Raw genomic sequence first — 13,101 nt, forward strand, 5'->3', positions numbered from 1 at the left:
GATGAGTGGTGCGGTTCTTGACGCCGGCCGCTGCGGGCGGACACCCCCCACCCCGGCCCCTTCCCGCCGTACGCGGCAACCCCGCCGTACGGGGTGCGCGCCGGCGGGGGCTGCTCGCCGCCGTACGCGGCTGACCCGCCGTGGGGTGCGCGCCCGCCGTGGGATGCGTGGTCGTCGAGCTTGCGCGGGTAGGGCTACGGCCGTGCGGGGTGCTGCGGGTGGGTCATGGGGTCGTGATCTCTGTTGACGGGGGCTCGTTGCTGCCCGGTCTTGTTCGGACCTCGTCCGTGCACTCGTAGCGGCGCAGAGGTGTGGATGCCGGGCCGCCCAGGATGACCGAGCCGTCGCCCTCGGCGGCCGTCGAGTCGGAGAAGGTGCAGACGATCTGGGCCAGGGCGTACGACGTGAGGTCGTTGGGGGGTGTGCTCAGGCGCAGGGCCTCTTCGGGGTCGCCGGGGCGGGGGCCGGTGACGGTCATGGCGCCGCGGACGTCCGTGGTGTAGCCGGCTTCCTTCTCGTCGGGGCTCGGTGTGGCGTCCAGTTCGTCGAGCAGGCCCTGGGCCACCAGGACGCGGCGTTCCGAGTCGGCCGTGCCGTCCGGTACTCGTACCGTGCGTTCGACGGCGACCAATTGGGAGCCGCAGAGGAGGAACACCTGTACCGGCAGGCCCCGCGCGGCCTGTGTCGAGACGTTCGGTTCGGAGAGGGAGCAGTGCACGCGTGAGGGGGCGGGGCCGAAGTCGGTCGGTACCTCGGTGGACCGTATGCCGCATCCGGTCAGCGCGGTCGCGGCCACGGCGGAGAGTGCCAGCAGGTGGCGTACCCGGCTGGGCATCAGGCGTCCCCCTTCTTCGTGGCGCCCGTCCCCTTGTCGTCGCCCTCGTGGTCTTCGGTCAGCTTGGAGGCGTCCCGGGGCAGGCGCAGGGTGAACACCGCGCCGCCCTCGGGGGAGTTGGCGGCGGTGATCTCGCCGCCGTGGATGTGGGCGTTCTCCAGGGCGATGGACAGGCCGAGGCCGCTGCCCTCGGAGCGGGGGCGGGAGGCGCTGGCCTTGTAGAAGCGGTCGAAGACGTGGGGGAGGACGTCCTCGGGGATACCGGGGCCGTGGTCGCGTACGTCGATGACGATCGAGTCGTCCGCCACACGGATCGCGACCCGGACCGGGGAGCCGCCGTGCTTGAGCGCGTTGCCGATGAGGTTGGCGAGGATGACGTCCAGGCGGCGGGGGTCCAGGCGGGCCATGATGCCGCGCTCGGCGTCCAGGTCCACCGCGTCCAGCCAGGCGCGGGCGTCGATGCAGGCGGTGATCTGGTCGGCGATGTCGACGTCGTCGAGCACCAGGCGTGCCGTGCCGGCGTCGAAGCGGGTGACCTCCATGAGGTTCTCGACCAGGTCGTTGAGGCGGCGCGTCTCGCTGACCACCAGGCGTACGGCGGGTTCGATCATGGGGTCCATGGAGCCGGACTCCGCTTCGAGTTCCTCCTCCAGGACCTCCGTCACGGCTGTGATCGCCGTGAGGGGCGTGCGCAGCTCATGGGACATGTCGGCCACGAAGCGGCGGGACGCCTCGTCGCGGGAGGCCATGTCCGCGACCCGTTTCTCCAGGGCCTCGGCGGCGTTGTTGAACGTCCGCGAGAGGTCGGCCAGTTCGTCCGTGCCGGAGACCCTCAGGCGGGTGTCCAGCTTGCCCTCGCCGAGGCGGCGGGCGGCGACGCCCAGGCGGTGGACGGGCTTCAGTACGGTCGTGGCGGCGGCCTGCGCGAGCAGCGCCGAGCCGATCAGGGCGAGGCCCGTGGCGATGCCGAGCGACCAGGCCAGGGAGTTGAGGTCCTTGGCCTCCTGGTCCAGGGGCTTGAGCATGTAGCCGGTCGGACCACCGCCGATCACCCGGGTACCGGCGACCAGGTACGGGGTGTCGTTGTCGAAGATCCGCTGCCAGTACAGGTGGTACTCGGACTTGTTGGAGGAGTTGACCTGCTGCTTGTCGTTCACCGCCGTGCGCAGTGACTTGGGCACGTCCGTGAGCGTGAAGCCGTCCAGGCCGCCGGAGCTGCCGAACACGGGGCTGCCGTCGGCGTCCTGGGCGACGAGCAGCACGCTGAAGCGCTGGCTGCTGTTGGCCATCTGCCCGGCCGTGTGCTGGAGTTCGTCCTGCGTCGGCTGCCGGGGCAGCAGGCCCGCGCGGTTCTGCATCTCCTGCTCGAAGTCACGCAGCACCGCGTCCTGGGTGCGCTTGAGCACCGCCTCGCGGTTGAGCCAGTAGGCGATGCCGGACGCGGACACGGCGGCCGTGAGCGCCACGAGGCCGAAGACGACCACCAGGCGCAGTCGAAGACTGGTGAAGCGCAGCCGTGACCACGCTCCCTTGCGAGCCGCGACCCAGCCGCGGAAACCCCCTTGCGCCTTGGTCACTGAGGCGCGTCCAGGCGGTAGCCGACACCACGGACGGTACGGATGAGGGTGGGGGACGACGGGACGTCCTCGACCTTGGCGCGCAGCCGCTGGACGCAGGCGTCGACCAGGCGGGAGTCGCCGAGGTAGTCGTGTTCCCAGACGAGGCGCAGGAGTTGCTGGCGGGACAGGGCCTGGCCCGGCCGGCGGCTCAGTTCGAGCAGCAGCCGCAGCTCGGTCGGGGTCAGCTGGAGGTCCTCGCCGTTCTTCGTGACGGTCATCGCCGCGCGGTCGATGACCAGGCTGCCGAAGGTAGCCGCGTCGTTGGACTCCCGTTCCCCGCGCCGCAGCACGGCCCGGATCCGGGCGTCCAGGACACGCCCCTGCACGGGTTTGACGACGTAGTCGTCCGCGCCGGACTCCAGTCCGACCACGACGTCGATGTCGTCGCTGCGCGCGGTCAGCAGGATGATCGGCAGCTGGTCGGTGCGCCGGATGCGGCGGCACACCTCGAACCCGTCGATGCCGGGCAGCATCACGTCCAGCACGATCAGGTCCGGCCGCTGCTCACGCAGCAGCTTCAGGCCGTCCTCGCCGGTGGCAGCGGTGGCCACACGGTGTCCCTGGCGGGTCAGTGAGAGCTCCAGGGCCGTGCGGATGGCGTCGTCGTCCTCGATCAGCAACAGGGAAGGCACGGGGCACATTCTGGCCCATGCGGGGGTGGTCTTTCGACACCTGTACGAGCAGTAGGGGTACGTGCGCGTAGCGCTGCCGACGGTGCCGGCACCGTGCCCGAACCGTGGGTGACCTCGGACGAGGGCCCCTGTGACAGGTCTGTGACAGTCGGCGGACACGGCCATGAAGGTGCCCGGGCAAGCTTTTCGGCACAGGCAGGACAGCAAGTCGCAAGACCGCGAGACGCACGATCAGAACACCGGAAGTCCACGACGGGGGGCGCGAGATGAACACGCTGCACGGCACCAGCACCAGCGCAGTGATCACGCGTCTGCACGACGTGCACGGGGGCCGGGGTTCCGAGAAGTCCGGTGGGGGAGGGCGCGGGTGCGCTCGCGGCACCGGGCGTCAGCACACCGCGTACATGACGGTGGTTGACGGTTTCACGGGGGAAACGCACGGGGGAAGCGCGTACAGGGAGGACTCGGGGGAGCGGCGTCGCTCGCTGTCGGAGACGGTAGATGCCGAAGCGGCGTTCACCGCCTACGTCCAGGAGCGCCGCGCCTCCCTGTACGCCACTGCCTACCACCTGACCGGTGACCGGTTCGAGGCCGAGGACCTGCTCCAGAGCGCGCTGTTCTCGACGTACCGGGCCTGGGACCGGATCAGTGACAAGGCGGCCGTCGGGGGATACCTGCGGCGGACGATGACCAATCTGCACATCAGCGCGTGGCGCCGCCGCAAGCTGAACGAGTACCCGACCGAGGAACTGCCGGAGACGGCCGGCGACACGGACGCGATGCGCGGCACCGAGCTGCGCGCGGTCCTGTGGCAGGCGCTCGCCCGGCTTCCCGAGCTCCAGCGGACGATGCTGGTCCTGCGTTACTACGAGGGCCGCACCGACCCGGAGATCGCGGACATCCTCGACATCAGTGTCGGCACGGTGAAGTCCAGCATCTGGCGGTCGCTCCGCCGGCTGCGCGAGGACGAGGTCCTCAGCTTCGGCCGTGACGAGGAGGACGCCTTCGGGGAGCTTGTCGCCTGAGGGTCCGGGGGGACCGTATCCGGGGGGAAGGAACCGGGGAGCGGTGAGAAGTGGGGGGACCCGCGGTGGCTGGGGGGCCGCCGAGGGGCCAACGGGGGAAACGGGGGATGCTCCACCACGGGGGAAACGGTGGAGCGCAACGAGAGCGGGGCTGGAGGGCCGGGGGGTCCGTCCAGTCCCGCTTCGCTGTGCGCTCAGCGCACCTTCACCAGGCGCGCTTCGGCGGGCGTGTCGCCGACCGCGACGGCGACGGACGGGTCCATACCGTCAATCTGGTACGCCGTGATCCGCTGCTCCGGGACGGAGCCCCCGGGGTCGTGCGGGGTGTCGTCGCACGCCAGGACGGTGGCGGTGCCCAGCTTCCCGCCGACGGTGAAGTCGACGTTCGCCACGTCCTGGTAGGTGCGGCTGTCGTAGCTGACCACGTACGCGCACGAAGCCTCGGCGGCAGCGCCCGTGGCGCCCGGCTCCGCGCAGCCGACAGCCGTCGCGAGGAGCAGCGACGCCATGAGCAGCCGGCTACCGGCCGGGAGAGCAGTCGTCATCGCTTTCCTTCCCACGGGACCGTCTTGCGGTCCTACGACGGAGCAGACGCCGTCAGCGTTCACGCCGCCGGTGTCGCCGCCGGGCGGCGGCCCGCTGCTGCCGCGGTGAGGCGGCCGAGAGCCTCGTCGCGGTCGCAGGCGTAGGCGCCCAGGGCGGTCTGGCGGGCGATGATCGAGCGCTCCAGACGCATCAGGCGCCAGCCCCGGCGCAGCAGGAAGGGCACCGACTTGCGGCCCTCCCTGAGGTCGCGCAGGAAGCGGCGGCGGAAGGTCTTCACGGGGCCGCGGCTCAGGCACAGGGCGTCGGCCAGGACGCCGAGATCCCGGCAGCGGGTGACCAGTTCGGCGGCGAAGACACCCTCCGCGATGAACAGCGGGGTCCGCCCGATGTCGACGGCCTCCGCGCTGGTGCGGGCGCTGAGGGAGAGGTCGTACACCGGGATTTTCGTACGGCCCGTGCGGCACAGCTCGACGATCGCGGCCACGGCCGTGTCCGCGTCCCACGAGTCGGGGTGGTCCCAGTCGATGTCGGAGCTCCCGGGGACCTGCGGCAGGGTCGGGTCGGCGCCCTCCTTGTAGAAGTCGTCGAGTCGCAGGACCGGAAGCCCGGAGCGAGCGGCGAGAAGGGACTTGCCGGAGCCGGAAGGGCCGCAGAGCAGCACGACTCGCGTCGGTATGGGCGATGGGGAACTCACGGGACACCAGTCTGAGGCATGGCCCGGGCCGGGAACGACCCGGTGGACCGCGAATGAAGCGCGCGTCACATTCCGGCGTCGACCGTCGAGCGGTGGCACCGGACCTGCGCGGAGCGGCAGAGGAAGAGGGCCGTGTCTCCTCCGGACGGAGAGGAGGCACGGCCCTCTGGTCTGTGGGCCGGTGTCAGTACGACGAGCCCGACGCGCCCAGCGAACCCGTCGGGTGCCAGACCGTCTTGGTCTCCAGGAACGCCGTCATGCGGTCGATGCCGGGAGCGGCGGCCCAGTCGTCCACAGGCTGTGGACGCAGGACGCGCTTGAGGTTGTCGGCCGCCGCGATCTCCAGCTCCTTCGCCAGCACCTCGTCGGCGCCCGCGAGGTCGATCGCGTTGACGTCCTGGTGCGCGGCCAGCGGCGTCGCGATCTCCGCCGTACGGCCGGACAGGACGTTGACCACACCGCCGGGCAGGTCGGAGGTGGCCAGGACCTCGCCCAGGGAGAGGGCGGGGAGCGGTGACTTCTCGGACGCGACCACGATCGCCGTGTTGCCCGTCGCGATCACCGGCGCCACGACCGAGACCAGACCCAGGAACGACGACTCCTGCGGGGCCAGGACGGCCACCACGCCGGTCGGCTCGGGGGAGGACAGGTTGAAGAACGGGCCCGCGACCGGGTTTCCGCCGCCGACCACCTGGGCGATCTTGTCGGTCCAGCCCGCGTACCAGACCCAGCGGTCGATCGCGGCGTCGACCTGCGCCGCCGCCTTCGACTTCGACAGGCCCTCGGCGTCGGCGACTTCGCGCACATACTGCTCGCGCCGGCCCTCCAGCATCTCCGCGACGCGGTAGAGGATCTGGCCCCGGTTGTACGCCGTCGCGCCGGACCAGCCGCCGAACGCCTTGCGCGCGGCGACCACGGCGTCACGGGCGTCCTTGCGGGACGACAGGGGCGCGTTCGCCAGCCAGTTGCCCTTGCCCGCCGCGTCGGCGGCTGATGGCTTCGTCGTCACCTCGTACACCCGGCCGCTCTCGGAACGCGGGAACTTCCCGCCGACGTACAGCTTGTAGGTCTTGAAGACGCTCAGGCGCTGCTGCTCGGACTTGTCAGACATCGAGGTACGCCTCCAGGCCGTGGCGACCGCCCTCGCGGCCGAAGCCCGACTCCTTGTAGCCGCCGAACGGCGAGGTGGGGTCGAACTTGTTGAACGTGTTGGACCAGATCACGCCGGCGCGGAGCTTGTTGGCGACGGCGAGGATCCGCGACCCCTTCTCCGTCCAGATGCCCGCCGACAGGCCGTACGCGCTGTTGTTCGCCTTGGCGACAGCCTCGTCCGGCGTGCGGAAGGTGAGGACCGACAGGACGGGGCCGAAGATCTCGTCGCGGGCGACGGTGTGCGCCTGGGTGACGTTCGTGAAGAGCGTCGGGGCGAACCAGTAGCCGGCCGTCGGGATCTCGCAGGCCGCCGACCAGCGCTCGGCGCCCTCCGCCTCGCCCTGCTCCACGAGCGAGGTGATGCGGGTGAGTTGCTCCTCGGAGTTGATCGCGCCGATGTCGGTGTTCTTGTCCAGCGGGTCGCCGAGACGGAGCGTCGACAGACGGCGCTTCAGGGACTCCAGCAGCTCGTCCTGGATCGACTCCTGGACGAGGAGACGGCTGCCGGCGCAGCAGACCTGCCCCTGGTTGAAGAAGATGCCGTTGACGATCCCCTCCACCGCCTGGTCGATCGGGGCGTCGTCGAAGACGATGTTGGCGCCCTTGCCGCCCAGCTCCAGGGTGACCTTCTTGTGCGTACCGGCGACGGTCCGCGCGATCTCCTTGCCGACGGCCGTCGAGCCCGTGAAGGCGACCTTGTCCACGTCCGGGTGCGCGACGAGCGCGGCACCGCTGTCGCCGTAGCCGGGAAGGATGTTGACGACGCCCTTGGGCAGGCCGGCCTGGCGGCAGATGTCCGCGAAGAACAGGGCCGAGAGGGGGGTGGTCTCGGCCGGCTTCAGCACGACCGTGTTGCCGGTCGCGAGGGCCGGGGCGATCTTCCAGGCCAGCATCAGCAGCGGGAAGTTCCAGGGGATGACCTGGCCCGCGACGCCGAGCGGGCGCGGGTTCGCCCCGAAGCCCGCGTGCTCCAGCTTGTCGGCCCAGCCCGCGTAGTAGAAGAAGTGCGCGGCGACCAGGGGGAGGTCGGCGTCCCGGGTTTCCTTGATCGGCTTGCCGTTGTCCAGCGTCTCCAGGACCGCCAGCTCACGGCTGCGCTCCTGGATGATCCGGGCGATGCGGAACAGGTACTTCGCGCGCTCCGAGCCGGGCAGCGCCGACCACTTCACGAAGGCCTTGCGGGCGGCCTTCACGGCGCGGTCCACGTCCGCCTCGCCGGCCTGGGCGATCTCGGCGAGGACCTCCTCGGTGGACGGGGAGACGGTCTTGAAGACCTTGCCGTCCGCCGCCTCGACGAACTCGCCGTCGATGAACAGGCCGTAGGAGGGCGCGATGTCGACGATCGAGCGGGACTCGGGGGCCGGTGCGTATTCGAATACCGATGCCATGGTGATCAGTCCACCGTCACGTAGTCGGGGCCGGAGTAGCGGCCGGTGGCCAGCTTCTGGCGCTGCATCAGCAGATCGTTCAGAAGCGAGGAGGCGCCGAAGCGGAACCAGTGGTTGTCCAGCCAGTCCTCGCCGGCGGTCTCGTTGACCAGTACAAGAAACTTGATGGCGTCCTTGGACGTCCTGATCCCGCCGGCCGGCTTCACGCCGACCTGGATGCCGGTCTGGGCGCGGAAGTCGCGCACCGCTTCCAGCATGAGGAGGGTGTTCGCGGGGGTGGCGTTCACGGCGACCTTGCCGGTGGACGTCTTGATGAAGTCGGCGCCCGCCAGCATGCCGAGCCAGCTCGCCCGCCGGATGTTGTCGTACGTCGAGAGCTCGCCGGTCTCGAAGATGACCTTGAGGCGGGCAGCGGTCCCGCAGGCCTCCTTCACGGCGACGATCTCGTCGTACACCTTCATGTAGTTCCCGCCGAGGAACGCGCCCCGGTCGATGACCATGTCGATCTCGTCGGCGCCCGCAGCCACGGCGTCGCGCACGTCCGCCAGCTTGACGGCGAGCGCGGCCCGGCCCGCGGGGAACGCGGTGGCGACGGAGGCGACCTTCACGGTCGATCCGGCGACCGCCTCCTTCGCGGCGGCCACCATGTCGGGATAGACGCAGACGGCGGCTGTCGCCGGCGTGGTGCGGTCGGTCGGGTCGGGACGGACCGCCTTGGCGCCGAGCGCCCGGACCTTGCCCGGGGTGTCCGCGCCTTCCAGCGTCGTCAGATCGACCATCGAGATGGCGAGGTCGATGGCGTACGCCTTGGCGGTCGTCTTGATGGAACGGGTGCCGAGGGACGCGGCGCGCGCCTCCAGGCCGACCGCGTCGACGCCGGGCAGCCCGTGGAGGAAGCGGCGCAGCGTGCTGTCGGACGAGGTGATGTCCGAGAGGGGGTGCGCTGCGGCAGATGCATTGGTGGGCATGGTCACCAGACGAGCATATCTACGCGCGTAGCGGCTGTACACCCCGGGGAGTCGGATCCGTGGATCGCAAAGTGGCCGCGGGAGGATGATCCGTGCGACGAACGGGCGTTCGCCCGAGCCCCGCGGGCATGCGGCAGAATCGGCCCCATGACGACCCCCGAGCACACCCCGGACCCCACCGCGAAGGACCGCGTCTACCGCTCTCCCATGGGCATCGTGGGCGGCGTCGCCCTGCTGGTCATCGTGCTCTGGCTCGGCGTCGACGCACTCTTGCGCGGTGAGGGCCGTACGCAGTGGATCGCGCTCGCGGCGCTGATCCTCATCGTTCCCCTGGTGTCCGCCTTCACCCTGCGCCCCGCTGTCTACGCCAACGAGGACCGGCTGCGCATCCGCAACCCGCTGCGCGTGATCGTGCTGCCCTGGGCGCGGGTCGCGGGCCTGCGGTCCGGTTACTCGAACGAGGTCGTGGCCGAGTCCGGCGCCAAGTACCAGCTCTGGGCGGTCCCGGTGTCACTGCGGGCCCGCAAGAAGGCGGCGCGCCGGACGGCCCGGGCCGCCTCGGAGCGAGGCGCGGCGGCCCGGGGGGAGCGCGGGGGCCGTGGGATGGGCGGCCCCGGGTTCGGCGGACTCGGGTTCGGGGCGCCGCGCGGCGATGTCGACGTCGACGGGCCGATGCGGGCCGAGACCGACAAGGTCATGGACGACCTGCGGGAACTGCTCGAACACCGGCAGGGCGCGGAGTCCGCGCAGGGCCAGGTGACCGTGCGCTGGGCCTACGAGGTGGCGGGGCCGGCCCTCGCCGGGGCCGTGCTGCTGGTGATCCTGCTGGCGACGGGCTGAGCGGGGTCCGGGGTCAGGGCGCGCCCCACCACACCAGCGCCATGTGCGCGCCGCAGTACGCCGAGCCCGCGACGGCCGCCGCCAGCGTCAGTGTGCGGTGGCGGCGGGAGGCCCGGGACAGGTGCAGGGCCGGCGGGAGCAGCAGGGGGAAGGCGGGCAGCAGGAAACGGGCGCGCGGGAAGTAGACGCCGCCGCTGCCCAGGACGATGGCCAGCATCACGGCCGTGAAGACCAGCAGCGGTACCGGCTGCCGGTCCGCGACCGACAGCCCGAACAGCACCACCGACGCCATCATCGTGAGCGTCACCAGGAGCAGGAACAGCTCCGGCGTCGGGTCGTACACCAGCAGCCGCCGCATCTGGCGCAGCGTCTCCAGGCCGCCGTCCAGCTCGTTGTGCCACAGCCGCTGCACGGCGAAGTAGCCGTCCCAGCGGCCCAGGCGCAGGCCCACCCAGGCGAGGTAGGCGCACCAGCCGAGCGGTGCGAGCACGGCCGCCGTGAGGGTGCGGGCCCGGAAGCGCCGGCGCAGAGCGAGCAGCGCGGCCACGGTGACCGCCGCGGCCACCGCTACGCCCGTCGGGCGGGTCAGGCCCGCGAGCGCCGCGAGCCAGGCCGCGGTGAGGAGACGGCCGGTGAGGACGGCGTACAGCGCCCAGGCCGCGAGTGCCGTGAACAGGGACTCCGTGTAGGCCATCCACTGCACCAGGCCGACCGGGGACGCCGCCCACAGGGCGGTCAGGATGACGCCGACCCGGCGGCCGTGCAGGCGGTCTCCTACGGCGAAGACGCCCCACGCCGCCACGAACGAGGCGATCACCGCGAGGGCGAGGCCGGTGCTCGCGCGCGTGCCCGGCGTGATCACCGCGACCGCCTTGACCAGGACGGGGTACAGCGGGAAGAAGGCGAGGTTGTTGGAGCTGGGCCCGGTGCCGAGCTCGTGCGCGTAGCCGTGGTCGGCGATGCCGAGGTACCAGTCGCTGTCCCACTGCGTCGCCAGGAGCGGCCAGACGCCGTGCTGTTGGCGGTGCGCCCAGACGGTGAGGAGCAGCAGACCTGTGCTGCGGACGGCCAGGTAGGCGAGGAGGGCGGGGCTCGCGTGGCGTAGTGCGTGCAGGAGGCGCTTGGTGGTGGGGGCGGTGCGTGGGGGTGGGGGTGGCTTTGGCTTCGGCTGTGGCTGCGGGTTCGGTTGTGGCTGGGGGTTCGGTTGTGGCTTCGGCTGTGGCTGTGGGGTGCCGGAGTGGTGGCCGGTGTCGGGGGCGGGGGTCGCTCGGGGTGTCGGCCGGGATTCGGTCGAGGACACGGCGTGGCTCCAGGCGGATCGGTGGTGCGTTCACTACCGCTCCACCGTTGCCCGGGTGGCTGGGCGGGGCGTGGAGCCCGCGTCAACCAGTATGGAGAAATCACCCGATGGGGTGTTGTCGTTCGACGGGATGCCTCGGGATGCCTCCGGGTGAGGCATCCCGTCGGGGTCGCGATCGGTCCGGAACGGCCGGGGGCCGTGGACGAAGGCCGTGGACGGGTCAGATGCCTGCCGCGGCCGACAGGTCCTGCTTGATCGTTGCCAGCAGCTCGGTCGCCTTGGTGCGGGCGGCCGGGAGGTCGGCGTGGGACGCGACCGGGACCACGACCTCCAGGTAGCACTTGAGCTTGGGCTCGGTGCCGCTGGGGCGGACGATGACACGGGCGCCCTCGAGGGTGTAGCGCAGGCCGTCGGTGGGCGGGAGCGTGTCGGTGCCCTGGGTGAGATCCTCGGCTCGGGTGATGGCCAGGCCGGCGAGCTCGGTCGGGGGCTGCTCGCGCAGCCTGCCCATGGCGTCGGCGATGACCGACAGGTCCTGGACCCGGACTGAGAGCTGGTCCGTGGCGTGCAGGCCGTGCTCCACGGCGAGGTCGTCGAGGAGGTCGAGCAGGGTGCGATCCTCCGACTTGAGGACGGAGGCCAGCTCGGTGATCAGGAGCGCCGCCGTGATGCCGTCCTTGTCGCGTACGCCCTCCGGGTCCACGCAGTAGCCGAGGGCCTCCTCGTAGCCGTAGCGCAGGCCGTCCACGCGGGCGATCCACTTGAAGCCGGTGAGGGTCTCCTCGTAGGGGAGGTTCGCCTTCTCGGCGATCCGGCCGAGCAGGGAGGAGGAGACGATCGACTCGGCGAACGTGCCCTGTGCTCCGCGGTTGACCAGGTGGGCGGCGAGGAGTGCGCCGACCTCGTCGCCGCGCAGCATGCGCCAGGCGCCGTCGTCCTTGACGGCCACGGCGCAGCGGTCGGCGTCCGGGTCGTTGGCGATGACGAGGTCCGGGTCGGTCTCGCGGGCCTTGGCGAAGGCTAGGTCCATCGCGCCGGGCTCTTCCGGGTTCGGGAAGGCGACGGTCGGGAAGTCGGGGTCGGGGTCGGCCTGCTCGGTGACCAGGACGGGGGCGGGGAAGCCGGCGCGGGCGAATGCGGCGAGGAGGACGTCCTTGCCGACGCCGTGCATCGCCGTGTAGACGGTCCGGGCGGTGCGGGGGGAGCCGGGGGACAGGACCGCGTCCGTGCGGGCGAGGTAGGCGTCGAGGACGCTGTCGCCGAGGGTGTCCCAGCCCTCGGTGGGGCGCGGGACGACGGTGAGGGACGGGACGGCTGCGATCTCTTCCGCGATCTCGATGTCCGCGGGCGGCACGATCTGGGAGCCGTCGCCGAGGTACACCTTGTAGCCGTTGTCGCGGGGCGGGTTGTGGCTGGCGGTCACCTCTACGCCGGCGACGGCGCCGAGGTGCCGTATGGCGTAGGCGAGGACCGGGGTGGGCAGGGGCCGCGGGAGTACGGCGGCGCGGAGGCCGGCGCCGGTCATCACGGCGGCGGTGTCGCGCGCGAAGTCCTCCGACTTGTGGCGGGCGTCGTAGCCGATGACCACGAGGCCGTCGTCGTGGCCCTGCTTCTTGAGGTACGCGGCGAGACCGGCGGCGGCGCGGATGACGACCGTACGGTTCATGCGCATGGGGCCGGCGCCGAGTTCTCCGCGCAGGCCGGCGGTGCCGAACTGGAGGGTGCCGCTGAAGCGTGCGGTGAGCTCTTCGGTGTCCCCGGCGTCGATGAGCTTGGCGAGCTCGTCGCGGGTCTCCGGGTCCGGGTCCTCGGCGAGCCATGCCTGGGCGCGGGCGATGAGGTCGTCGTGCACGTCGGGGTCAGCCTCTCGTTGTCGGTGGTGCGGGTGCCTGCGGCGCCTGTGCCGGTTCGGTGGGGGTTCGCCTTGATGCCTGCGGCGCCTGTGCGAGTTCGGTGGGGGTTCGCCTTGATGCCTGCGGCGCCTGTGCCGGTTCGGTGGGGGCGTGCGTAGCGCCTGCGGTGGGTTGTGGGGCGGGGGGGGGGGGGGGGGGGGGGGGGGGGGGGGGGGGGGGGGGGGGGGGGGGGGGGGGGGGGGGGGGGGG

General features: G+C 71.6%; 12 protein-coding genes. 2 read left to right on the forward strand and 10 right to left on the reverse strand.

Going from position 1 to position 13,101, the window contains the following annotated elements:
* Positions 1-223 precede the first annotated feature (223 nt).
* The 3 genes from ACHBTE_RS35320 to afsQ1 are packed head-to-tail and all read right to left on the reverse strand — an operon-like array spanning position 224 to position 3,086.
* Complete coding sequence (locus ACHBTE_RS35320; RefSeq protein WP_394729787.1) at positions 224-835, reverse strand: hypothetical protein; 612 nt, start codon at positions 833-835, stop codon at positions 224-226.
* Positions 835-2,412 (reverse strand): ATP-binding protein, encoded by a 1,578-nt coding sequence (locus ACHBTE_RS35325; protein WP_394729789.1) that lies wholly within the window; start codon positions 2,410-2,412, stop codon positions 835-837. The genes ACHBTE_RS35320 and ACHBTE_RS35325 overlap by 1 nt, the downstream gene beginning before the upstream one ends.
* Positions 2,409-3,086: a two-component system response regulator AfsQ1 gene (gene afsQ1 / locus ACHBTE_RS35330; RefSeq protein ID WP_037886857.1), complete on the reverse strand. Its 678-nt coding sequence runs from the start codon at positions 3,084-3,086 to the stop codon at positions 2,409-2,411. Before afsQ1 ends, ACHBTE_RS35325 begins: the two co-directional genes overlap by 4 nt.
* A 266-nt stretch (positions 3,087-3,352) precedes the next feature.
* Here afsQ1 and ACHBTE_RS35335 point away from each other — a divergent pair, with 266 nt between their 5' ends.
* Positions 3,353-4,111: a SigE family RNA polymerase sigma factor gene (locus tag ACHBTE_RS35335; protein WP_394729792.1), complete on the forward strand. Its 759-nt coding sequence runs from the start codon at positions 3,353-3,355 to the stop codon at positions 4,109-4,111.
* A gap of 194 nt (positions 4,112-4,305) precedes the next feature.
* Here ACHBTE_RS35335 and ACHBTE_RS35340 read toward each other — a convergent pair whose 3' ends face one another.
* The 5 genes from ACHBTE_RS35340 to deoC all read right to left on the reverse strand — a co-directional run bounded on the left by ACHBTE_RS35340 (position 4,306) and on the right by deoC (position 8,865).
* A complete protein-coding gene (locus ACHBTE_RS35340) occupies positions 4,306-4,656 on the reverse strand; it encodes a DUF6281 family protein (protein ID WP_394729794.1) in 351 nt (116 codons plus the stop codon).
* Positions 4,657-4,715: 59 nt separating this feature from the next.
* Positions 4,716-5,351, reverse strand: coding sequence for a uridine kinase (locus ACHBTE_RS35345; RefSeq protein ID WP_394729796.1), 636 nt, complete (start codon positions 5,349-5,351; stop codon positions 4,716-4,718).
* 184 nt (positions 5,352-5,535) lie between these two features.
* The gene (locus ACHBTE_RS35350) at positions 5,536-6,462 is read right to left on the reverse strand and encodes an aldehyde dehydrogenase family protein (RefSeq protein WP_394729798.1); all 927 of its coding nucleotides are present in this window, start codon (positions 6,460-6,462) and stop codon (positions 5,536-5,538) included.
* A complete protein-coding gene (locus tag ACHBTE_RS35355) occupies positions 6,455-7,891 on the reverse strand; it encodes an aldehyde dehydrogenase family protein (RefSeq protein ID WP_394729800.1) in 1,437 nt (478 codons plus the stop codon). Before ACHBTE_RS35355 ends, ACHBTE_RS35350 begins: the two co-directional genes overlap by 8 nt.
* Before the next feature lie 5 nt (positions 7,892-7,896).
* Positions 7,897-8,865, reverse strand: coding sequence for a deoxyribose-phosphate aldolase (gene deoC, locus ACHBTE_RS35360; protein WP_394729802.1), 969 nt, complete (start codon positions 8,863-8,865; stop codon positions 7,897-7,899).
* Positions 8,866-9,006: 141 nt separating this feature from the next.
* On the opposite strand from deoC, the gene ACHBTE_RS35365 reads away from it, so the two are divergent.
* The gene (locus tag ACHBTE_RS35365) at positions 9,007-9,699 is read left to right on the forward strand and encodes a PH domain-containing protein (protein ID WP_394729804.1); all 693 of its coding nucleotides are present in this window, start codon (positions 9,007-9,009) and stop codon (positions 9,697-9,699) included.
* A 13-nt stretch (positions 9,700-9,712) separates the two neighbouring features.
* Here ACHBTE_RS35365 and ACHBTE_RS35370 read toward each other — a convergent pair whose 3' ends face one another.
* Both ACHBTE_RS35370 and ACHBTE_RS35375 read right to left on the reverse strand, forming a co-directional pair.
* A complete protein-coding gene (locus ACHBTE_RS35370) occupies positions 9,713-10,813 on the reverse strand; it encodes a mannosyltransferase family protein (RefSeq protein ID WP_394729808.1) in 1,101 nt (366 codons plus the stop codon).
* Positions 10,814-11,219: 406 nt separating this feature from the next.
* Positions 11,220-12,851, reverse strand: coding sequence for a phospho-sugar mutase (locus ACHBTE_RS35375; RefSeq protein WP_394729806.1), 1,632 nt, complete (start codon positions 12,849-12,851; stop codon positions 11,220-11,222).
* Positions 12,852-13,101: the final 250 nt, after the last annotated feature.

Origin of the sequence: Streptomyces sp. M41 (assembly GCF_043673425.1) — a bacterium.
In the GTDB taxonomy this organism is placed as follows: Bacteria; Actinomycetota; Actinomycetes; order Streptomycetales; family Streptomycetaceae; genus Streptomyces.

Coding starts and splice junctions, on each gene's coding strand:
- ACHBTE_RS35320 (WP_394729787.1), bottom strand. CDS start 835: ATGCCCAGCCGGGTACGCCACCTGCTGGCACTCTCCGCCGTGGCCGCG.
- ACHBTE_RS35335 (WP_394729792.1), top strand. CDS start 3,353: ATGAACACGCTGCACGGCACCAGCACCAGCGCAGTGATCACGCGTCTG.
- ACHBTE_RS35340 (WP_394729794.1), bottom strand. CDS start 4,656: ATGACGACTGCTCTCCCGGCCGGTAGCCGGCTGCTCATGGCGTCGCTG.
- ACHBTE_RS35350 (WP_394729798.1), bottom strand. CDS start 6,462: ATGTCTGACAAGTCCGAGCAGCAGCGCCTGAGCGTCTTCAAGACCTAC.
- ACHBTE_RS35355 (WP_394729800.1), bottom strand. CDS start 7,891: ATGGCATCGGTATTCGAATACGCACCGGCCCCCGAGTCCCGCTCGATC.
- ACHBTE_RS35365 (WP_394729804.1), top strand. CDS start 9,007: ATGACGACCCCCGAGCACACCCCGGACCCCACCGCGAAGGACCGCGTC.